Origin of the sequence: Sulfuricella sp. T08, from assembly GCF_000971475.1 — a bacterium.
Taxonomy (GTDB): Bacteria; Pseudomonadota; Gammaproteobacteria; order Burkholderiales; family Sulfuricellaceae; genus Sulfuricella.
This window is the reverse complement of the sequence record NZ_DF967563.1, coordinates 82,059-102,514: the sequence shown is the minus strand read 5'-3', so window position 1 is coordinate 102,514 and position 20,456 is coordinate 82,059. Positions and strand designations below refer to the sequence as shown.

Below are 20,456 nucleotides of genomic sequence, written 5' to 3'. Positions count from 1 at the left end.
ATTCTATAGGCGAAAGCCCTCCGCCGCCATACGGCTGCTCTGAATCAGGCGCTGCATGAATGCTTCCAGGCGGCCTTCCTCGCCCGAGGGTTGCGGCCATTGCTCCATGGTTTCCGCCAAGTCCCTGAGCGCCTTAGCCGATTCGGTGACGGGGAATGCTTCCACAACCGGCCGACAAATCCGGGCGGCCTGTCTGAGCTTCTCGTCAAAAGGCACATAACCCATGAAATCGAGGATTACATCGAGGAAACGCACTGCCACCTCAGCCATGTTATCGTACAGCGCCCGCGCCTCTTGCTCGTTCTTGACCTTGCTGGCCAGGATATGGAAACGGTGAATGGCGAAATTCTGGTTGAGCACCTTGATCAGCGCATAGGCGTCTTTGATCGAAGAAGGATGCGGGGACACCACGATCACGATTTCCTGCGACGCCAGAGAAAGCGGCAAGACATTGCTCGCAACCCCGGCAACGGCGTCCACCAGTACCACGTCCACCGTTTTCGACAGCTGGCGGAATGACTGCACCAGCCAATCCTGGTCTTCCTGCCCCAATTCTCCCAGCACTCGCAGTCCATTGCCGGCGGAAACGATATCCACCCCCTCCGGGCCGCGCAGCATCACCTCATCCAGCGTCTTTTCGCGCCGGATCACGTGCATCAAGTCATAGCGCGCGGTCAGACCAAGCAGCGTTTCCATGCTGACTTTGCCCTGCTGCTCGTCCAGAACCAGCACATGTCGACCGCGCTTGGCGAGGGCAGTGGCAAGGTTGACGACAATGTTGGTTTTCCCGACCCCGGTCCTGCCGCTGGTCAGCGTCACCACCCGCACCGAATCCCGTGCCAGCAGCCGGCGCAGCCCCTCGGCCTGATCTTGCAGGACATCAGCCACGTAGAGCTCCCACGTCGCGCTTTGCTTCCGTGTAGCCGGTCGATTCCACACCGGCCAATCCGCCGGCGGCAGCCATCACCAGCGGATATTCTGCTTCCAGCGGGGTGAACGGTGAATCTCCCTGGACGGGTTTCAAAACCCGATCCACCAGATAAACCGGATTGGGGAGGTGCAGATCCTCCGGCACACGCTGTCCATTGGTAACATAATGGAGCATCAATTTGTTGCGGATCACCACGTCCAGCGCAGGGCCAATACTGATCGCTTCATCGATTTTTGTCAGAATGCAACCATCCATATCATCCTTCTTGTAGGAACGGACAACGTCTTCGAGCGTGCTGCCCTGCCCGTTGGCGGAAAGCAGCAATATGCGCTTGATGCTGCGTCCGGCGCCGGACAGAAGCGCCACCTGCTCAGAAAGGCGGCGATCGCGCTGGCTCATGCCGACCGTGTCGATCAGAATCAGATGCTTGTTCTGCAGATCGGACAGGGTGAGTTGCAAATCGGCCTCATCCTTGATCACGTAAACCGGTACGCCGAGTATCTTGCCGTAAATGCGCAACTGCTCGTGAGCACCGATCCGGTAGGTATCGGTAGTGATCAGGGCCAGACTGGCCGGACCATGTTTCAAAGTGCAGCGCGCCGCCAGCTTCGCCACGGTGGTGGTCTTGCCGACTCCGGTGGGTCCCGTCAACGCATAGACTCCACCGCGCTCGACAATGTCGTCGCCCGCCTTCACGACATGCAGGTTGTGCATCAGTGCCGCCTTCAGCCAACGCAGACTTTTTTCCAAGTCATAGCCGGTCGGCATTTTATCCAGCAGCTGGCGCGATAACAACGGACTGAACCCCACGCTCAACAGGTGGCGCAATACTTCGACCTTGGCGGGTTCCTCCCGTTGCAGCTCGCCCCAGGCAAAGCCAGACAGCTGGCCTTCCAGCATGCCGCGCAGGAACTTGATTTCGCGGATAATTTCCTGACCCATCAGATCTGGCGGAGCATCCTTGTTCCGCGTTTCCTCCACAGCCGGCTTGCTCTTTTCCTGCAACTCGGCGATTTGCGATCGTGAAACCGGAGAAGAGGCGACAGTGGGCGGTGGGGGTGGTGCAGGCTCGGCGCGGGTGAAAAATTCTGCAGGTGCGGGTCGTTCCTTGGCTGGGGGCGGGCTCACCGGGTTGCCGGCAAGGGATGACATATCCATGTCTGCCACCGCCATGATCTCGATACCGCCCGCCACCTGGCGATTGGACAGGATGATGGCGTCGGCACCCAGTGCGTCCCTGACTTGGCGCAGGGCCTCGCGCGTGGTGCTGGCATGAAATTTCCGGACGTTCATCCCCTCCCCCCCAATACGGCGGTCACTCTAATGGTTTTGGTATCCGGCACCTCGGCATGAGAAATGACCTTGAGTTGCGGCACAGCACGCCGCAGGAAGCGCGACATCAGACCGCGCAACGGGGCCTGCACCAGCAGTACGGCCGGCAGACCGATCTGCTCCTGGTTCTGCGCCACGGCCTGCGCCTGTGCCAGCAGGTTTTCCGCCAGACCGGGCTCAAGTCCGGCACCTTCAGCGCCCGACGTTTGTGTCGCCTGCATCAGAATGCCCTCCAGGCCTGGGTCCAGCGTAATAACTTGCAGTTCATTCGTGCCCGGATAAATTTGCTGGATGATAGCACGTCCAAGCGCGACACGAACCAGAGACGCCAGCTCATCGACGTTTTGCGTGCGTGGCGCATGCTCAGCGAGGGTTTCGATGACGGTACGCATGTCTCGGATATGCACACCCTCATCCAACAGGCTTTGCAAGACACGGTGCAACGTGGAAAGGGACAATAGTTTCGGCACCAGTTCCTCGACCAGCTTGGGCGATTCCTTCGCCAGATGATCCAGCAACTGCTGCACTTCCTCGCGACCCAACAGTTCGGCACTGTGCGACTGGATGATATTGGACAGATGGGTTGCAATCACTGTGCTGGCATCCACCACGGTGTAACCGAAAGTCTGCGCCTGCTCGCGCATCTCGGCCTCAATCCAGACAGCGGGCAGACCAAAGGCGGGGTCGCGGGTGGGCGTGCCGGCCAAGTTGCCAAGCACCCGACCCGGATTGATCGCCAGAAACATGCCGACATATGCCTCGCCATGCCCCATCTCGACGCCCTTCAAGGCAAGACGGTAGCCATTTGGCTTGAGTTCCAGATTGTCGCGGATATGCACGGCCGGGACCACGAAGCCCATTTCGTGAGCAAACTTCTTGCGAATGCCGCGAATACGCCGTAATAGCTCTCCATCCTGATTCCGATCCACCAGGGGAATGAGGCGATAGCCGACCTCCAGTCCCAGAATATCTACCGGCATCACGTCATCCCAGCTCACATCGACAGGCTCGGTTGGAGCCTGTGCCGGTGCTGCAATCTCAAGCGCCTCGGGTTTCCGCGCGCGCTGTTCGATGTAGTAGGCTGCGCCGGCAAGCATGGTCGCCAGCAGCAAGAAGGAGAAATTCGGCATCCCCGGAATCAGGCCCATTACGCCGAGAATGGTGGCGGTAATGTAGAGCACGAGGGGCTGGCTGAACAACTGGCCGAGCATTTGCTGGCTCAGATCCTCATCGGTAGAAACGCGGCTTACCACGATACCTGCCGCAGTCGAAATCACCAGAGCAGGAATCTGAGCTACCAGACCATCGCCGATGGTAAGCAAAGTATAATTGTTGGCAGCAGTGGCGAAATCCAGGTTGTGCTGCATAACGCCTACCGCCAACCCGCCGATGATCATGATCAGCATGATCAGAATGCCGGCGACGGCGTCGCCGCGCACGAATTTGCTGGCACCGTCCATTGAGCCGAAGAAATCTGCCTCCTGGGAAATGATAGAGCGGCGTGTTCGGGCCTCATCCTCACCAATCAAACCGGCGTTGAGGTCGGCATCGATCGCCATCTGCTTGCCGGGCATGGCATCCAGAGTGAAGCGCGCACTGACTTCTGCGATCCGCCCGGCACCCTTGGTGATCACCACGAAATTGATGATCACCAGGATAATGAACAAAATAATGCCGACGGTGTAATTGCCTCCTACCAGGAAATGACCGAAGGCCTCGATTACCTTACCCGCAGCGTCGGGGCCGGTGTGCCCTTCGAGCAGCACAATCCGGGCTGACGCAACGTTGAGCGACAGCCGCAGCAACGTTGTGACCAGCAACACGGTGGGAAATACGGCGAATTCAAGCGGCTTGGTCGTATACAGGCTGACCAGCAGCACAATCATCGCAAGGGCGATGTTGAAAGTGAACAACAGGTCCAGCAGGATAGGTGGCAGCGGCAGGATCATCATGCCCAGAATCATGATGATCAGGATCGGGCCGGCCAGTTTGGTCATGCTCAGGCCGCCCGGCAAATTCATTCCATCAACCCTGGCGTTCATGCTATTTCACTTTCCGGATCCAAGCCCGGCGGCACCGGCAGGCTCCGTGGCAGCTGAGGTGCTATGCCCCCACCTGATTCATAGCTGCGCAGCTGGTAAACATAGGCCAGCACTTCGGCTACCGCCGTATAAAGCGCGGCCGGGATTTCCTCGCCCAACTCGCCATGGCGGAAGAGGGCTCGGGCCAGAGGTGGCGCCTCCAGGATCGGGATATGATGCTCCTCGCCCAACTCCCTGATGCGGACCGCCATCAGCTCAGAACCCATGGCAACGATGACCGGCGCACCCATCAGCTTGTCCTGGTAGCGCAACGCTACGGCGTAATGGGTCGGGTTGGTCACGATCACGTCGGCCTTGGGCACTTCCGCCATCATGCGACGACGCGCCATCTCGCGCTGCACCCGGCGGATCTGCGCCTTGACTTCGGGCGAGCCTTCCGACTCCTTGTTCTCCTGTCGCACTTCCTCTTTTGTCATCTTCAGCTTGCTGGAGTGGTCCCACAACTGGAAGGGCACATCAATCGCCACGATCAGTATCATCGAACTGACGATAGTCAGAAAAGTAACGCCCAGCAGAGTCCCCAAATGAGCAATGCCTTGATGGACCGATTCGCCCGCCAGAGCAAACATCGCTTCCTTATTGTGCATGATGACCCAGTATGCGACGCCTCCGATCAGGGCCGACTTGCCCAGGGCCTTGGCCAGTTCGACCAGACTGTTCCGGGAAAACAGGCGGCCGATGCCTTTAAGCGGATCGATGCGGCTGAAGTCGGGTTGCAATGCCTGGAAAGAGAACAGCCAGCCGCTCAGCACCATCGGTGCAAAAATCGCAGCAATGACCATCAACAGGATGAAAGGAATAAAAGTAACAAGAGCGCTCAATGACAGTTGATGAAGGCGGGCCAGCATCATCAGGGGGTCGAATGCCGAAGCCCGGTCCAGCATCAGGCCGCCACGCATCACCCCGGCCAGGTTGTCCATCAGTTGCGGACCCATCACCATCAAGCCAGCGCCGGCAGCGATCAACACAGTGAATGTCGATAATTCGCGGGAACGGGCGACCTGCCCCTTCTCACGGGCCTGCTCTATGCGTCGCGATGACGCAGGTTCTGTTCGTTCTAAATCGCTGTCTTCCGCCATTTATCCCCCTCGGCTATAGGGCAGCGCAGGTAGCACATATGGTGTGTAGTTTACATCATTTCCACCAGATATAGTAGGGGAGTAGGATTTTTATCAGATAGCAAAAACTCTACTGCTATGCCGAAATCATGCCTAAGAGCGGGTCATTCGGCCTGGTCTACCCAAGCCATCTGGATCGCTTCGAAAATTCTCTCGCTGAATCACTTCTCGATTCTCCGCTTGGTTCAGCGGGTTATCGGCAATTGACACCGCACCCCATTTATTCTGGGGAATATGACAATTTTTGTTTCGGTAAGGACGAAGTGATTAATGGGCTGCACGGTCAATCGCTGCCGCCAGTTCTCGCAATGCCGGGGCAATTTCGACCGTATACGGCAGGGATGAGGTTTCCAGTTGCCTCAAATGCCTGGGAAGGCGTTCCAGTTCACTTGCTGCACGCTGCCGCACTCTTTCTAGAGGCTCCGGGGCTGACAGGCGTTTTCCCTCCTGCATACAGGGTTCGATCAGCGGCGTCCCGGAATGAGTATCGTGTTCCAGCGTCAAGGTGTCCCGCTCCAAGCTGCCGTCGGCACCATAGCTGCGGTAAACCTGCTTGCGCCCTGGCCAGGTGGCCTTTCCCTCCGAGCGTTTTCGGCTGGGCTTGCCGGCATATTCAACCAGTTTGTAGGCGCAATCGAGGTATGGGGCATCGGCCGAGGTGTCAAGCAGGGTGCCGACGCCGAAACCGTCGACCGGTGCATTGTCCGCGAGCATTTGGTGGATGGCGTATTCATCGAGATTGCCGCTGCAGAAAATGCCGATCTTCCGGCATCCACCCTGGTCGAGAATACGGCGCACCTTGCGCGCATGTTCGGCAAGGTTGCCGCTGTCCAGTCGCACTGCCTTGATATGAATGCCCTGTTGTTCGAGCCGGGGCGCCAATTTTACCACTTTCTCTGCTGCCGCTTCGGTGTCGTAGGTGTCGATCAGCAGTACCGTATTGGTCGGATGGGAGTGGGCGAAACGCTCAAAGGCCACGATTTCGTCGGTGTGGGCCTGGATGTAGGAGTGTGCCATGGTGCCGTAGAGTGGGATGCTGAACTGTGCTCCAGCCAGCACCGTGGCGCTGCCGGAATAGCCAGCCAGGTAGGAGGCGCGCGCCGCAAGCAAGCCAGCTTCGGCGCCGTGGGCGCGGCGCAGGCCGAAATCCACAAGCAACTTGCCAGGGGCGACCAGAACGCTGCGCGCGGCTTTCGATGCGATCAGGGTCTGCAGGTGAAGCAGGTTGATGACGCGGCTTTCCACCAGTTGCGCCTGGGTGATCGGCGCGGTGATGCGCAGGATCGGCTGGTGCGGGAAGAACAGAGTGCCTTCCGGCATGGCGTGGACATCGCCGGTGAAGCACAGGCTGGCCAGAAAATCGGTGAATTCGCGGCTGAAACGGCCGCAGTTTGCCACCCAGTCCACTTCTTCCGGCGTAAAGCGCAGGTTTTCCAGGAACTGCAGCACCTGTTCCAGCCCGGCTGCCAGCAGGAAATTGCGCTGCGGCGGCAGGTCGCGCACGAAAAACTCGAATACCGCAGTGTCATCCATGCCCTCGTCGTAATAAGCCTGCAGCATGGTGAGCTGGTACAGGTCAGTAAGCAGTGGGCTGGATTGCGGATTCATGGTCGAATGTTTTCGCTGTAGATCAGCTGGGTGCCGAGCGCGATCATTTCGGCCAGTGCGTGTTGACCATCGCCGGGCTTGACGTCGACGGCGCGAATGCCGTCGAGCAGTAGCATCACGGTAAAGCCCAGAGACAGCGCATCCCTGACGGTGTTGAGCACGCAGTAGTCGGTGGCCAGTCCACCGACGAATAGCCTCTTGATGCCCGCGTCGCGCAGGCGCCGTTCCAGGCTGGTGGCGGCAAAGGCGGAATAGGCATCCGCGTCGGGGCGGGTGGCCTTGGAGATGATGGTGGCGTCATCCGGCAGTGCCAGCTGATCGGAAAAGGCTGCACCGTGGCTGCCGACAATGCAGTGAGGCGGCCACGGCCCGCCCTGCCCACGGAACGAGCAGTGATCGGCCGGATGCCAGTCGCGGCTGGCATAGATGGGGAGGCCTGCCTTCCTGAACAGGCTGATGCAGCGGGTCAGCGCGGGCAGGATATGGTCGCCGGACAGCACCGCCAAGCTGCCGCCGGGCAGGAAGTCGTTCTGCACGTCCACTAGTAGCAGGGCATCTCCTGGGAGTGCTTGCAGGGTTGTGGGGGCGTCATTCATGCGCGGTTCACGGGAAGCCTGAAAAAAAGGAGATTAATTCATTATAGTCAGATACCTCGTTGGGGAATGGATCTCAAGTTTTTCGGTGGCGCCGGAGGATGTTTCGGTGTGGCTGGTTTCGTTCTGAGCCCGAGGTTTCAGGCAAGCGATGCAGGGAAAGGGAAGTTTGCCTCAACCCGCGTCTGTCAGCGGACTGAACCCGGTTTTGAAGCAGCGCACCCGTGCGGCTTCGTGGAGTGTGGCGAGGGTATATGACGGCGAAAACTGGTTCGCTACCAGCGCGGCATCGAACGGCACCCGGTAAAGACTGCACAGGCTTCCCAATAGCCAAAGACAATCCCCGGTGTCAGTGCAGTTCCCCTGCATTTTATTGTTATCGTTTATTCTTGAATACGAGGGATATTAGTACCCACGGATCCGATTTATGTATAGGGGTTACCCATATCTCTGGTTTTTCGCCACATTCGGAGGGGAGTTTTATCGAAGGCAGAAACCCGACTTGCTATGTCGAGGTTAAGCCATGGGACATAGCTATTCCACTTCGTCTATCCAGGCCATCTGGATCGCTTCGAGGATTTTTTCGTTGGATTTTTCTGGGTCGTCATCAAAATCTTCCAACTCGGTAACCCAGCGGTGCAAATCGGTAAAGCGCACGTAGCGGGGGTCCACTTCGGGAAATTTTTCGTAAAGTTCGATGGCAATATCCAGCGTATCGGTCCACTTCATGATGCCCTCCCTCAGTGGGACTCGCTGGCCAGATTGATGGTGTATTTCGGAATCTCAATCACCAGGTCACTATCCTTGATGATAGCCTGACAGGAAAGGCGCGAGGCCGGCTCCAGCCCCCAGGCCTTGTCCAGCATGTCGTCCTCCAGTTCTTCGGAGGGATCCAGCGATTCGAACCCTTCGCGCACCACCACATGGCAGGTGGTGCAGGCGCACGCCTTCTCGCAGGCATGCTCGATTTCGATGCCGTGCTCAAGCAGGGTGTCGCAGATGGATACGCCGGGCTTCGCCTCGATCAATGCGCCATCGGGACAGAGTTGCTCATTAGGTAAAACTATCAGTTGTGGCATAGTTTAAATCTCAAGTTCTTCCAGTTTATGGCCAGTCAGTGCTTTTTGTACGCTCTGGTCCATGCGTCGTCCGGCAAACATCTCGGAAATGTGGTTCAGTTTTTCGATCTGATCTTTGATTAGCTGATGATTGGCCCCTTCCAGGGTCCTGCGCAGCACTGCCATTCCTTCGTCGATCTCGGCGCGTTCCGTAGCGCTGAGCAGACTGTCGCCGTTTTCGTTGAGCGCCGCCTCGATCGCTTCAATCAGGCGCCCGGCTTCGACCTGCTGCTCGCGCAATGCACGCGCCGCCATGTCGGCCTTGGCATTTTCCTGTGAAGTGAGCAGCATGCGGGTGATTTCATCGTCGCTGAGACCATAGGATGGCTTCACCACGATGGAGGCCTCCACACCGCTGCTTTTTTCACGTGCGGACACACTCAGCAGGCCATCGGCATCTACCTGAAAGGTGACCCGGATGCGCGCCCCACCCGCCACCATTGGCGGGATCCCGCGCAGTTCGAATTTGGCCAGAGAGCGACAGTCGCTCACCAGCTCGCGCTCGCCCTGCACCACGTGAATACTCATCGCGGTCTGGCCGTCCTTGTAGGTGGTAAATTCCTGGGCACGTGCCACGGGGATGGTGGAGTTGCGCGGAATGACCTTCTCCACCAATCCGCCCATGGTTTCCAGTCCCAGAGAAAGCGGAATCACATCCAGCAGCAGCCAATCGTCATCGGAGCGGTTTCCGGCCAGCACATTGGCCTGAATCGCCGCCCCCAGCGCGACCACCTTGTCCGGGTCGAGATTGTTGAGTGGCTCCTGGCGAAAAAACTGCCCAACCGCGTGCTGAATCTGGGGCATGCGCGTCGCCCCGCCCACCATCACCACCCCCTTCACGTCTTCAGGCTCCAAACCCGCATCACGCAGCGCTTTTCGGGTGGGAGCCAGGGTCTTGTTGACCAGGCTGCTGGTGATATCGGTAAAAGTTTCGGAGGTGAGTGTGAGATCCACCATTTCACCGGCGCCCAGTACCGCGGTGATGCGTACTTCGGGACGAAAGGTCAGGTCTTCCTTGGCTTCGCGCGCGCGGGTCAGGAGCAGACGAGTATCCTGCGGCTTCACGCCGGACAATTTGGCCTGCTCAAGTATCCAGCAATAGATGCGGTGGTCGAAATCATCGCCGCCCAGTGCGGAGTCGCCGTTGGTCGCAAGTACCTCGAACACACCTTTGGACAAACGCAGAATGGAAATATCGAAAGTGCCGCCGCCCAGGTCGTAAACGGCGTAAACACCTTCAGCCGCATTATCCAGCCCATAGGCGACAGCCGCCGCGGTAGGTTCGTTCAGCAGGCGCAGCACGTTGAGTCCGGCCAGCCGGGCCGCATCCTTGGTGGCTTGGCGCTGGGCATCGTCGAAATAGGCTGGCACCGTGATCACCGCTCCCACCAGATCGCCACCCAGCGCCTTCTCGGCACGATCGCGCAATACTTTGAGAATATCGGCTGACACTTCGACCGGACTTTTTACGCCGGCCACGGTCTTGAGCTGCACCATGCCGGGCGCATCGACGAACTGGTAAGGCATGCTGCCGGCATCGGGCAAGTCGCGCAGCCCCCTGCCCATGAAGCGCTTCACCGAAACGATGGTGTTGTGGGGATCCCGGCTTTGCATCGCCTGTGCGGAATAGCCGACATCGGTGCTGCCGTCCTCATGATAGCGCACCACTGAAGGCAACAATCCACGGCCATTCTCGTCATGCAGCACAACGCTCATGCCGCTCCTGACCGTTGCCACCAGTGAATTGGTTGTACCCAAGTCTATCCCCACCGCCAACCTATGCTGGTGTGGCGCGGTGCTCATGCCGGGTTCTGCGATCTGCAACAAAGCCATTATGCGTCCAAAGCCTCCAGCGCGTAGTTGATTTCCTCGCGCAATTTTTCCATGAATTTAAGCTCGCGTACAATTTCCGCGGCCTTCGGATAATTCTTTTCTTTATCCAGCAAATCAGCCAACTGGTGCTGTTGAGCCTGAATCTCGGTGCGCAGCTGGCCGGTCAAATGTTCCAGTTCGGACGTATCCTTGGCCGCCCTGGCTTCGCCGATCGCCTCACGCCACTCCATCTGCTGCATCAGGAAGGCGGGCGACATCACCGTATTGGTTTCCTCGTGGATATCGACGCCATTCAAATGCAGCAAATAACACGCCCTGCCGAGAGGCTGCTTTAGAGTCTGATAAGCCTCGTTGGCCTGCGTCGACCATTGCATCGACAGCCTGCGCTCTGCATCGGAAAGGTGCGCGAACTTGTCGGGATGGATCTGACTCTGGATGTCACGATAAGCCTGCTCCAGCTGGATCGTGTCGATCTGGTAGAGCGGCGGAATACCGAACAGCTCGAAATGGTTCCTGCTGAAATCAAAATTCATTGCGTGCCGTTCATGGTTCCGTCTAGAAGCCGACGCTCTCGCCGCAACCGCACGAACTCTTGACGTTAGGGTTGTTGAACTTGAAGCCCTCGTTCAGTCCTTCGCGCACGAAATCCAGTTCGGTGCCTTCAAGATAAACCAGGCTCTTCGGATCAACGAGAACCTTCACTCCGAAGCTTTCAAACTGGCTGTCAGTGTCGTTGAATTCATCGGCGAATTCCAGCGTGTAGGCCATGCCGGAACAACCGCTGGTGCGTACGCCCAGTCGCAAACCCACGCCCTTGCCGCGCTTTGCGATGTAGTTCTTGATATGGGTGGCGGCCTTCTCAGTCAGGGTAACTGCCATGCTCTATCTCCTTAAACCAGAACAATCTATTAACCTTTGCAGGCTGCGGTTTCAACCATCTCGCCATGCTTGGCCTTGTAATCGGCCACAGCCGCCTTGATAGCGTCTTCCGCCAGCACCGAGCAGTGTATCTTCACCGGCGGCAACGCCAGTTCTTCCGCAATCTGGGTGTTTTTGATGGTGAGAGCCTCGTCCAGGGTCTTGCCCTTGACCCATTCGGTCACCAGCGAACTGGATGCGATCGCCGAGCCGCAGCCGTAGGTTTTGAACTTTGCGTCCTCGATCACACCGTCCTTGTTCACCTTGATCTGCAGCTTCATCACGTCGCCGCAGGCAGGCGCCCCGACCATGCCGGTGGCAACACCTTCGTCGTCCTTGCCGAATGTTCCGACATTACGGGGATTTTCATAGTGATCCAATACTTTTGTGCTGTAAGACATAATAACTCTCCTTCAAAAAACCTTAATGAGCAGCCCACTGTACGGTGCTTAAATCGACGCCTTCCTTGAACATGTCCCACAGTGGAGACATTTCGCGCAAACGTCCAATCTTCGCCTTCACCAGATCAATCGCAAAGTCGATCTCTTCTTCGGTGGTAAATCGACCTATCGTGAAACGGATCGAGCTGTGCGCCAGCTCGTCGCTGCGGCCCAGAGCACGCAGCACATAAGAAGGCTCCAGACTTGCGGAAGTACAGGCGGAGCCGCTGGAAACCGCAAGTTCGCGGATCGCCATGATCAGCGATTCACCCTCGACAAAGTTGAAGCTGATATTGAGGTTGTGCGGCACCCGTTGCTCCATGTCGCCATTGACATGCGCCTCCTCGATTTGCGACAACCCTTTGTAGAGCCGGTCGCGCAGGTAGCGAATGCGCTCGTTTTCGGTGGCCATTTCCTCTCGCGCGATGCGGAAAGCCTCGCCCATGCCGACGATCTGGTGCGGTGCCAAAGTCCCGGAGCGCAGCCCACGTTCGTGGCCGCCGCCGTGCATTTGCGCCTCCAGACGGACGCGCGGCTTCCTCTGCACGTACAGAGCACCAATGCCCTTCGGCCCATAGGTCTTGTGGGCAGAGAAAGACATCAGATCGACTTTAAGTTTGGCCAGATCTATCGTCACCTTACCAGTGCCCTGAGCGGCATCAACGTGAAAAAGTACACCCTTGGCACGGCAAACCTCACCCAGTGCAGCGATATCCTGAATCACCCCGATCTCGTTGTTGACCAGCATGACGGAGGCGAGAATGGTGTCCGGGCGCAGGGCTGCCGTGAATTTCTCCATATCCACCAGGCCATTTGTTTCCGGCATGAGATAGGTAACTTCATAGCCTTCGCTCTCGAGGTGACGCATGGTATCGATCACCGCCTTGTGCTCGGTCATCACTGTGACCAGATGCTTGCCCTTACCCTTGTAAAAGTGTGCGGCACCCTTGATGGCGAGGTTGTTCGATTCAGTTGCACCCGAGGTCCAGATGATTTCCTTGGGATCGGCATTGACCAGCTTGGCGACCTGCTCGCGCGCCTCCTCAACGGCTCTTTCCGCATCCCAGCCAAATTCATGGGAGCGGCTAGCCGGGTTGCCGAATTTTTCGGTCAGGTAAGGAATCATTTTTTCCGCCACTCGCGGATCAACCGGCGTAGTTGCAGAATAATCCAGATAAATCGGTTGCTTAATCATTTTTCACTTCTCCACTTTCCCAATGTTCCCGTTCGCCAGGAACGACTCAAACCTCAACCGCCACCAGCCTTTTCAGCCCGAGAATTTCGCCCTGCAGTGCCTGCAAAAAGCGCTCGATCTGACTCATTTCATTATCCCTGCCCAGGCTGACGCGCACCGCACACCGTGCCAATTCACGCTCAACACCCATGGCCAGCAATACCGGGCTCGGGTCAGTGCCGCCGCTGGAGCAGGCTGAGCCGCTCGCCACCGCAAATCCGGCACGGTCCAGCGCCATTACCAGCGTTTCACCATCTATGCCAGGAATAGCAAAATAGCTGGTATTTGCCAAGCGCTCGGCGCCATCACCGAACAGCACCACACCCATTGTCCGCAGCCCCTGCTCCATCCGCTCCCGCATTTGCTGGAGCTTAAGCGGAAGCTCTGTCAGGCGGTTCGCCGCCAGCGCACAAGCCGCACCGAAACCGACGATCGCCGGCACATTCTCGGTACCGGCACGCAACCCCTTCTCATGCTCACCGCCGGTAATTTGCGGCTTGATATCGAGGCGCTTGTCCAGAACCAGTGCTCCTATACCTTTTGGCCCGTATACCTTGTGCGCGGAAATCGTCATCGCATGTACATTCAATGCAGCAAAGCTGACCGGCATCTTGCCCAGCGCCTGCACCGCATCGGTATGGACCATTGCGCCCACGCCGCGCGCCAGTTCCGCCACCGCCGCCACATCCTGCACCACACCCGTTTCATTGTTTGCCAGCATCACCGACACCAGCCCGGTGACTGACTCACGCAGTGCAATTTCCACATCATCTATTTCAAGCCGGCCAGCAGCGTTAACCGCCAGCCTCCTCACCTTCCAACCCTGCTCGCGCAACCCCTGCGCCGGCTTGGTCACGCTCGGATGTTCCACCGCACTCACCGCGATCTGTGAAGGCTGGCACCGCGCCGCCGCACCTTTAATCAGCAGGTTATTAGCTTCGGTGCCACCGCTAACGAAAACCACCTGAGAAGGATGCGCGCCGACCATGTCTGCCACCTGCTCACGCGCATCGTCCACCGCCTTGCGTGCTACTCGCCCGTACTCGTGGCGACTCGAGGCATTACCGTAACGTTCCCGAAAAAACGGCAGCATCGCCTGCAACACGGGCTCGTCGAGTGGCGTAGTGGCGTTGTGGTCAAAGTATGTTGGCAACATCCGTTTTAGTCCCAACTCTACGCCTCGACACGGACTGGGTATGGTCATGTATCTCTGCCACGCCGACCCCGCGTTGCTGCGCCACCAGATGTGCCAACGTAACCGACGCCAGATAGTCGTAAATTTTTCCGTTCAGATTGGTCCACAATTCATGGGTCATGCATTCTTGCTCGTCGTGGCAGTTGCCTAGTCCGCCACACTGAGTGGCATCAATCGGCTCATCCACCGCCTTGATGATGTCCGAGACCGCGATATCATCAAGACTCTTGGCCAGATAATAACCGCCACCCGGCCCACGCACGCTCTCCACCAGTGCATGTCGACGCAGCTTGCCAAACAGCTGCTCGAGGTAAGACAGGGAAATTTTTTGACGCTCGCTGATCCCGGCCAGCGTCACAGGCCCGCCGCCCCGGCGTAAGGCCAGATCGAGCATTGCGGTTACCGCGAAACGTCCCTTGGTTGTCAGTCGCATATTATTTCCTTCCCTTGAAAGTCATGCTGCAACTTTATAATACCTTATTATTTTAGTCAACTATTTTATTCAGATAGTTCGCATCGAACTGATCCTGGGCCGGCGCCAGGGGTTCCATCTCGATCCCCATCTTCTTCAACTGCGCCAGAATCAACTCGACGCGCTGGTCCAGCACCACGGTGTGGTCAAGCAGACCGTGGATCGCCTTGACTACCGGATCGTTCATGTCGGCACTAATGGCATACGCGGAAAACCCCATCTTCTGCGCCTTGCTTTCGCGCATTTCCGCTTGCGTCGGATCGATATTCCTCGCCGGAATACCCACCGCCGTGGCGCCCGCCGGAACATCCTTCACCACCACCGCATTGGAGCCCACCTTGGCGCCGTCGCCGATGAAAATCGGGCCAAGAATTTTGGCGCCGGCGCCGACCACTACCCCCTTGCCAAGGGTGGGGTGGCGCTTACCCTTGTTCCATGAAGTACCGCCCAGCGTAACACCATGATAAAGCGTCGAATCGTCACCGATCTCGGCGGTCTCGCCGATGACCACGCCCATGCCGTGGTCGATGAACACCCGACGCCCAATTTGCGCGCCAGGATGGATTTCAATGCCGGTCAACCAGCGCCCTAGGTGCGAAACGAAGCGCGCCAGCCACTTCAGGTTCCAGCACCATAGACGCTGCGCCAAGCGATGCACCAGCAACGCGTGCAGGCCCGGGTAGGTGGTCAACACCTCCCATGTAGAACGAGCGGCCGGGTCCCGCTCGAACACGACCGATATATCTTCACGCAAATGATCGAACATCACTCGATTCCGAAATATAAGAAAAATATTATATTCCAGACTCCTTTAGTCAACTATGGGTTTTTTGATTTATTTGTGAATTTTTCCACTGAAGTCAAAACCCCACGCAGAATGCTGACCTCTTCCTTTTCCGGGCGCGCCCGTGCAAACAACCTTCTCAACCGCTGCATCAAGCGCCCAGGGCAAGCCGGGTCGAGAAAACCGGTATCTATCATGGTCCGCTCAAGGTGTTGATAGAACCGCTCCACATCTTCAAAACTGGCGGCCTCCAGCGCCTTTGCAGCAGGCACTTCAGCCTCACCAAGAAACGCCATGCGCAGCTCGTAAGCCAGGATTTGCACCGCAGAGGCCAGGTTCAGCGAGGTAAACTCTGGATTGGCAGGTATGGTGGCGAGCAGTTGGCATTTGTCCAACTCGGCGTTGGACAGCCCAGACATCTCAGTGCCGAACAGCAGCGCCACAGCTCCTTGGGGAGCCAAGGCCAGCATGCGGGACGCGGCTTGATGCGCGGACAGCATTTCGTGAGAGAGATCGCGCCGCCGGGCGGTTACTGCGACGGCAAGCACCGTACCGGCCAACGCTTCGTCCAGGGTAGCGCAAACCCGCGTATTCTCAAGCACATCCGACGCCCCGGCAGCGCGCGCATCCGCGACCGGATCCGGAAAAGCCTTGGGGTTGACCAGATAAAGGTTCTCCAACCCCATCGTCTTCATCGCCCGCGCAGCCGCGCCGATATTGCCGGGGTGGCTGGTGTGACTGAGCACGATGCGAATGTTATTCAGAGTATTGGGTTTCTTCATCCGTGGTTTCCCATTAAAATAGCGGCAATGCACTCAGCGTTTTGTTCCTTAAACTTTCCCAGGATAACCCATGCATCCCATGCTCAACACCGCGGTCAAGGCCGCGCGCCGCGCCGGTCAGATTATCAACCGAGCCTCCCAAAACCTGGATTCGCTCACGGTCAAACACAAGAGCTTTAATGATTTTGTCAGCGAAGTGGATCAAAAAGCGGAAGATGCCATCAAGGAAGTCCTGCTGGAAGCCTACCCGAAACACGCGATTTTAGCAGAAGAAAGCGGCATGCAGGGCGACTCGGAGTTCCAGTGGATCATCGACCCCCTCGACGGCACAACCAATTTTCTCCATGGCTTTCCGCAGTATTCGGTTTCAATTGCCATGCAGCACAAGGGCGTCCTGACCCATGCCGTGGTCTACGACCCCAGCCGCAACGACCTGTTTACCGCCACGCGCGGCGCTGGTGCATTTCTCAATGATCGCCGTCTCCGCGTCAGCCGCTATGAATATCTGAAAGATGCCCTGATCGGCACCGGCTTCCCGTTTCGCAACTTTACCCATCTCGACGCCTATCTTGGTATCTTCCGTGAACTGATGCAGAAAACCGCCGGCCTGCGCCGACCTGGTTCAGCCGCGCTGGACCTGGCCTATACCGCCGCAGGTCGCTTCGACGGCTTCTGGGAATTCGACCTGAACGCATGGGACATTGCCGCCGGCGCGCTTCTAGTGCAGGAAGCGGGCGGACTGGTGGGCGATTTTAAAGGCGACGCAAACTATCTGGAAAGCGGCAACATCGTTGCCGGCAATCCTAAAGTGTTTGTGCAGCTACTCCAGACCATCGCACCCCATCTGGCGGCAAAGGCAAAATAAAGCCACGCCCTATGAACTCCCCGGAGGACCTGTCCAGGCACACCCCGATGATGCAGCAATACCTGCGCATCAAGTCGGAGCACCCCGACATGCTGCTGTTCTACCGCATGGGGGATTTCTACGAGCTGTTCTTCGAGGATGCGGAGAAGGCTGCGCAGTTGCTGGACATCACCCTCACCACCCGCGGCGCAACCGCAGGACAACCGATCAAGATGGCGGGTGTGCCCTACCATGCCGCCGAGCAATATCTTGCCAAACTGGTCAAGCTCGGAATGACGGTAGCGATCTGCGAACAGATCGGTGACCCTGCAACTTCCAAGGGCCCAGTGGAGCGCAAGGTGATGCGCATCATCACGCCCGGCACATTGACCGATGCGGCACTGCTCGACGAAAAGAAGGACAAACTGCTGCTCGCGCTGGCTCCAGGGAACAATATGCTGGGACTGGCCTGGCTGAATCTCGCCAGCGGGCGCTTCAGGGTCGCAGAAATTCGGCCAAACCGCCTCGACGCAACTCTGGAGCGCCTCAAACCGGCGGAAATTCTGCTCCCTGAAGGCTACGCCAATGTCACCCTGGAAAGCCTGAAATGTACGCGCAGAACCCTGCCCCCATGGCAGTTCGATTACGACTCGGCGTTGCAAAGGCTATGTCGGCAATTCGCCACCCTGGATTTGCAGGGCTTCGGTTGCCATGACCTGCACTGCGCCATCGAGGCCGCGGGTGCCTTGCTGGAATACGCGAAAAGCACGCAGTGCGGTGCGCTGCCGCATATTCGCGGCTTGCAGGTCGAACGTGAAAGCGGCTATGTATTGCTCGACGCCGCCGCCCGGCGCAATCTGGAAATTTCCGAAACCCTGCGCGGCGAACCCGCACCGACGCTCTATTCCCTGCTCGATACCACCGCCGGCAGCATGGGCAGCCGCCTGCTGCGCCACTGGCTGCACCATCCCCTGCGCGACCGGGCCGAGCTGCACGCCCGGCTCGACGCCATCACCCGGCTGATCGGCGAATCCGGCGCACCCGCCTACGCGCAGGCCCACCAGGGCCTGAAGCAAATCGCCGACATCGAGCGTATCACCGCGCGCATCGCGCTCAGATCCGCACGACCCAGGGACCTTGCCGGTCTGCGCAACGGCCTGTTGGCCTTGCCACCAATCGCCGGAGAAACGGCACTGCTCGACAGCCCGCGCCTGACGCAACTGGCAAATAAGCTACAAGCGCCGGAAACACTGGTTACTGAGCTAACTAGGGCGATTCAGCCTGAGCCGGCGGCGGTGTTACGCGAAGGCGGCGTTATCGCCACCGGCTACGATGCCGAACTTGATGAACTGCGCGCAATCCAGAGCAACTGCGGCGCGTTCCTGCTGGCCCTTGAAGCTAGGGAGCGCGAACGTAGCGGCATCACCAATCTGAAAGTCGAATACAATCGGGTGCATGGCTTTTACATCGAGGTCACACGCAGCCAGGCCGATGCAGTGCCGGACGACTACCGCCGGCGCCAGACGCTGAAGAACGCGGAACGCTTTATCACGCCTGAGCTGAAGACTTTCGAGGACAAAGCCCTGTCAGCCTCGGAGCGGGCGCTGGCGCGCGAGAAAATGCTGTATGAGTCGCTACTGGACAATTTGGCGCCGCACATTCCGGCGCTGCAGGAGATCGCCGCAGCAGTGGCCGAGCTCGATGTGCTGGCTGCGCTTGCCGAGCGGGCCGAAACTCTGGGCTGGGTTGCGCCTGAATTCACCGACGACGCAATGATCGAAATCATGGGCGGTCGCCATCCGGTGGTGGAAGCCCAAACCGCCAACTTCATCGCCAACGATTCCTTGCTTTCCCGCACTCGCCAGATGCTGCTGATCACCGGCCCGAACATGGGTGGAAAATCCACCTACATGCGCCAGACCGCACTGATCGTGCTGCTCGCTCACTGCGGCAGCTTCGTACCGGCAACCCGCGCAAAAATTGGCCCCGTTGACCAGATCTTCACCCGCATCGGCGCTTCCGACGACTTGGCCGGCGGTCGTTCCACCTTCATGGTGGAGATGACTGAAGCGGCCGATATTCTGAACAATGCCACCGAAAATAGCCTGGTGCTGCTCGACGAGATCGGGCGCGGCACTTCCACCTTCGATGGCCTCGCCCTGGCTTGGGCAATCGCCCGCCATCTGATCGAAAAAACCCGCTGCCACACCCTGTTCGCCACCCATTATTTCGAGCTGACCCGGCTGACGCAGGAATTCAGGCAGATCACCAACGTTCACCTCGATGCACTGGAACACCGCGACCACATCGTGTTCCTGCATAGCGTACAGGAAGGCCCGGCGAGCCAGAGCTATGGCCTGCAGGTGGCGGCGCTGGCGGGCGTACCTGCACCGGTGATCCAGGCGGCGAAAAGACACCTGCTGCAGCTAGAGCAGCAAGGCATCAATAACGGCATTCAGGGGGATTTGTTCGTTGAGATGCCGCAGGTTGCGGCTCCTTCGGCACTGGAAGAAGCGCTGCTCGAGATTGAGCCCGACGAGCTAACCCCGAAAGCAGCACTGGAACTGGTTTACCGACTAAAAAAGATACTTTGACCCGGGAAAGCAACAAGTAATGAGTAAAGGGTGATGTGCAATGAAATCCATCACCCCTTACCGATCACGCCTCAATGATGGTGGCCGTGCTCGCCATGCACATGACCATGGGCGAGTTCCTCGGAAGTGGCGGGGCGGACGCCCTCAACGGTGCCCTTGAATAGCAGAGTCTGCCCGGCCAGGGGATGGTTTCCATCGATCACCACACTTTCTGCAGTGATCTCTTTCACCGTGAAGACCAGATCTTCATCCGAACCTTCTGCGCCGGCCTGAAACTGCATGCCGACCTCGATCCCGTCCATCGGGAAAGCATCGCGTGGCTCGACCCGCATCAGCTCATCCTCATATTCACCGAAGGCGTTTTCCGGATCCATCGTCACTGCAACGGTGCCGCCCTCGGCGACACCTTCCAGCGCTTCCTCTACTGTAGGAAAAATCCCGTCATAGCCGCCATGCAGGTAGCTGATGGGTTGATCGCTTTTTTCCAGAAGCTTGCCGGTACTATCACTCAATTCGAAACTGAGAGTCACCACCGAGTTTTTTGAAACCTGCATAAAC

General features: G+C 58.1%; 21 protein-coding genes. 2 read left to right on the top strand and 19 right to left on the bottom strand.

The features are described from left to right. Positions 1-3: 3 nt before the first annotated feature. The 18 genes from SCT_RS14865 to trmJ all read right to left on the bottom strand — a co-directional run bounded on the left by SCT_RS14865 (position 4) and on the right by trmJ (position 16,460). Complete coding sequence (locus SCT_RS14865; protein WP_059424517.1) at positions 4-888, bottom strand: AAA family ATPase; 885 nt, start codon at positions 886-888, stop codon at positions 4-6. Beyond that, positions 881-2,224: a flagellar biosynthesis protein FlhF gene (gene flhF, locus SCT_RS14860; RefSeq protein WP_059424515.1), complete on the bottom strand. Its 1,344-nt coding sequence runs from the start codon at positions 2,222-2,224 to the stop codon at positions 881-883. The genes SCT_RS14865 and flhF overlap by 8 nt, the downstream gene beginning before the upstream one ends. Then, the gene (gene flhA, locus SCT_RS14855) at positions 2,221-4,305 is read right to left on the bottom strand and encodes a flagellar biosynthesis protein FlhA (RefSeq protein WP_059424512.1); all 2,085 of its coding nucleotides are present in this window, start codon (positions 4,303-4,305) and stop codon (positions 2,221-2,223) included. Before flhA ends, flhF begins: the two co-directional genes overlap by 4 nt. Then, complete coding sequence (flhB, locus tag SCT_RS14850) at positions 4,302-5,444, bottom strand: flagellar biosynthesis protein FlhB (protein ID WP_059424510.1); 1,143 nt, start codon at positions 5,442-5,444, stop codon at positions 4,302-4,304. Before flhB ends, flhA begins: the two co-directional genes overlap by 4 nt. Positions 5,445-5,750: 306 nt before the next feature. Continuing rightward, positions 5,751-7,091 (bottom strand): nicotinate phosphoribosyltransferase, encoded by a 1,341-nt coding sequence (locus SCT_RS14845; RefSeq protein ID WP_059424508.1) that lies wholly within the window; start codon positions 7,089-7,091, stop codon positions 5,751-5,753. Next, entirely contained in the window at positions 7,088-7,687 is a 600-nt protein-coding gene (locus tag SCT_RS14840; protein ID WP_059424506.1) for an isochorismatase family protein, read from the bottom strand. The genes SCT_RS14845 and SCT_RS14840 overlap by 4 nt, the downstream gene beginning before the upstream one ends. 171 nt (positions 7,688-7,858) lie before the next feature. Continuing rightward, positions 7,859-8,053 carry a hypothetical protein gene (locus SCT_RS16960; RefSeq protein WP_088178674.1) on the bottom strand — a complete coding sequence of 65 codons (195 nt, stop codon included), beginning with the start codon at positions 8,051-8,053 and terminating at the stop codon, positions 7,859-7,861. A 165-nt stretch (positions 8,054-8,218) separates the two neighbouring features. After that, positions 8,219-8,413: a Fe-S cluster assembly protein IscX gene (gene iscX / locus SCT_RS14830; protein WP_059424502.1), complete on the bottom strand. Its 195-nt coding sequence runs from the start codon at positions 8,411-8,413 to the stop codon at positions 8,219-8,221. Between the two features lie 11 nt (positions 8,414-8,424). Next, positions 8,425-8,763: an ISC system 2Fe-2S type ferredoxin gene (gene fdx / locus SCT_RS14825; protein WP_059424500.1), complete on the bottom strand. Its 339-nt coding sequence runs from the start codon at positions 8,761-8,763 to the stop codon at positions 8,425-8,427. Between the two features lie 3 nt (positions 8,764-8,766). Next, positions 8,767-10,635 carry a Fe-S protein assembly chaperone HscA gene (gene hscA, locus SCT_RS14820; protein ID WP_059424497.1) on the bottom strand — a complete coding sequence of 623 codons (1,869 nt, stop codon included), beginning with the start codon at positions 10,633-10,635 and terminating at the stop codon, positions 8,767-8,769. Further along, the gene (gene hscB / locus SCT_RS14815) at positions 10,635-11,168 is read right to left on the bottom strand and encodes a Fe-S protein assembly co-chaperone HscB (RefSeq protein WP_059424494.1); all 534 of its coding nucleotides are present in this window, start codon (positions 11,166-11,168) and stop codon (positions 10,635-10,637) included. Before hscB ends, hscA begins: the two co-directional genes overlap by 1 nt. 22 nt (positions 11,169-11,190) lie before the next feature. After that, positions 11,191-11,514: an iron-sulfur cluster assembly protein IscA gene (iscA, locus tag SCT_RS14810; RefSeq protein WP_059424493.1), complete on the bottom strand. Its 324-nt coding sequence runs from the start codon at positions 11,512-11,514 to the stop codon at positions 11,191-11,193. 29 nt (positions 11,515-11,543) lie between these two features. After that, positions 11,544-11,954 (bottom strand): Fe-S cluster assembly scaffold IscU, encoded by a 411-nt coding sequence (gene iscU, locus SCT_RS14805; protein WP_059424490.1) that lies wholly within the window; start codon positions 11,952-11,954, stop codon positions 11,544-11,546. Positions 11,955-11,976: 22 nt separating this feature from the next. Continuing rightward, a complete protein-coding gene (locus SCT_RS14800) occupies positions 11,977-13,188 on the bottom strand; it encodes an IscS subfamily cysteine desulfurase (RefSeq protein WP_059424488.1) in 1,212 nt (403 codons plus the stop codon). Positions 13,189-13,234: 46 nt separating this feature from the next. Then, entirely contained in the window at positions 13,235-14,383 is a 1,149-nt protein-coding gene (locus tag SCT_RS14795) for a cysteine desulfurase family protein (RefSeq protein ID WP_059424485.1), read from the bottom strand. Further along, positions 14,364-14,855: a Fe-S cluster assembly transcriptional regulator IscR gene (gene iscR / locus SCT_RS14790; protein ID WP_059424483.1), complete on the bottom strand. Its 492-nt coding sequence runs from the start codon at positions 14,853-14,855 to the stop codon at positions 14,364-14,366. The genes SCT_RS14795 and iscR overlap by 20 nt, the downstream gene beginning before the upstream one ends. 52 nt (positions 14,856-14,907) lie before the next feature. Continuing rightward, positions 14,908-15,660 carry a serine O-acetyltransferase gene (gene cysE, locus SCT_RS14785; RefSeq protein WP_059424482.1) on the bottom strand — a complete coding sequence of 251 codons (753 nt, stop codon included), beginning with the start codon at positions 15,658-15,660 and terminating at the stop codon, positions 14,908-14,910. Between the two features lie 53 nt (positions 15,661-15,713). Then, positions 15,714-16,460 (bottom strand): tRNA (cytosine(32)/uridine(32)-2'-O)-methyltransferase TrmJ, encoded by a 747-nt coding sequence (trmJ, locus tag SCT_RS14780; RefSeq protein ID WP_059424480.1) that lies wholly within the window; start codon positions 16,458-16,460, stop codon positions 15,714-15,716. A gap of 70 nt (positions 16,461-16,530) precedes the next feature. Here trmJ and SCT_RS14775 point away from each other — a divergent pair, with 70 nt between their 5' ends. Together SCT_RS14775 and mutS are read left to right on the top strand one after the other, a co-directional pair. Beyond that, entirely contained in the window at positions 16,531-17,325 is a 795-nt protein-coding gene (locus tag SCT_RS14775) for an inositol monophosphatase family protein (protein ID WP_059424478.1), read from the top strand. Positions 17,326-17,336: 11 nt separating this feature from the next. Continuing rightward, complete coding sequence (mutS, locus tag SCT_RS14770) at positions 17,337-19,898, top strand: DNA mismatch repair protein MutS (protein WP_059424476.1); 2,562 nt, start codon at positions 17,337-17,339, stop codon at positions 19,896-19,898. 71 nt (positions 19,899-19,969) lie between these two features. Here mutS and SCT_RS14765 read toward each other — a convergent pair whose 3' ends face one another. Next, a complete protein-coding gene (locus tag SCT_RS14765) occupies positions 19,970-20,452 on the bottom strand; it encodes a peptidylprolyl isomerase (protein WP_059424474.1) in 483 nt (160 codons plus the stop codon). Positions 20,453-20,456: the final 4 nt, after the last annotated feature.

Bases quoted from the DNA above. Each gene is read 5' to 3' on its own strand.
- flhF (WP_059424515.1), bottom strand. From the start codon at position 2,224: ATGAACGTCCGGAAATTTCATGCCAGCACCACGCGCGAGGCCCTGCGC.
- flhA (WP_059424512.1), bottom strand. From the start codon at position 4,305: ATGAACGCCAGGGTTGATGGAATGAATTTGCCGGGCGGCCTGAGCATG.
- flhB (WP_059424510.1), bottom strand. From the start codon at position 5,444: ATGGCGGAAGACAGCGATTTAGAACGAACAGAACCTGCGTCATCGCGA.
- SCT_RS14845 (WP_059424508.1), bottom strand. From the start codon at position 7,091: ATGAATCCGCAATCCAGCCCACTGCTTACTGACCTGTACCAGCTCACC.
- SCT_RS14840 (WP_059424506.1), bottom strand. From the start codon at position 7,687: ATGAATGACGCCCCCACAACCCTGCAAGCACTCCCAGGAGATGCCCTG.
- SCT_RS16960 (WP_088178674.1), bottom strand. From the start codon at position 8,053: ATGCAGGGGAACTGCACTGACACCGGGGATTGTCTTTGGCTATTGGGA.
- iscX (WP_059424502.1), bottom strand. From the start codon at position 8,413: ATGAAGTGGACCGATACGCTGGATATTGCCATCGAACTTTACGAAAAA.
- fdx (WP_059424500.1), bottom strand. From the start codon at position 8,763: ATGCCACAACTGATAGTTTTACCTAATGAGCAACTCTGTCCCGATGGC.
- hscA (WP_059424497.1), bottom strand. From the start codon at position 10,635: ATGGCTTTGTTGCAGATCGCAGAACCCGGCATGAGCACCGCGCCACAC.
- hscB (WP_059424494.1), bottom strand. From the start codon at position 11,168: ATGAATTTTGATTTCAGCAGGAACCATTTCGAGCTGTTCGGTATTCCG.
- iscA (WP_059424493.1), bottom strand. From the start codon at position 11,514: ATGGCAGTTACCCTGACTGAGAAGGCCGCCACCCATATCAAGAACTAC.
- iscU (WP_059424490.1), bottom strand. From the start codon at position 11,954: ATGTCTTACAGCACAAAAGTATTGGATCACTATGAAAATCCCCGTAAT.
- SCT_RS14800 (WP_059424488.1), bottom strand. From the start codon at position 13,188: ATGATTAAGCAACCGATTTATCTGGATTATTCTGCAACTACGCCGGTT.
- SCT_RS14795 (WP_059424485.1), bottom strand. From the start codon at position 14,383: ATGTTGCCAACATACTTTGACCACAACGCCACTACGCCACTCGACGAG.
- iscR (WP_059424483.1), bottom strand. From the start codon at position 14,855: ATGCGACTGACAACCAAGGGACGTTTCGCGGTAACCGCAATGCTCGAT.
- cysE (WP_059424482.1), bottom strand. From the start codon at position 15,660: ATGTTCGATCATTTGCGTGAAGATATATCGGTCGTGTTCGAGCGGGAC.
- trmJ (WP_059424480.1), bottom strand. From the start codon at position 16,460: ATGAAGAAACCCAATACTCTGAATAACATTCGCATCGTGCTCAGTCAC.
- SCT_RS14775 (WP_059424478.1), top strand. From the start codon at position 16,531: ATGCATCCCATGCTCAACACCGCGGTCAAGGCCGCGCGCCGCGCCGGT.
- mutS (WP_059424476.1), top strand. From the start codon at position 17,337: ATGAACTCCCCGGAGGACCTGTCCAGGCACACCCCGATGATGCAGCAA.
- SCT_RS14765 (WP_059424474.1), bottom strand. From the start codon at position 20,452: ATGCAGGTTTCAAAAAACTCGGTGGTGACTCTCAGTTTCGAATTGAGT.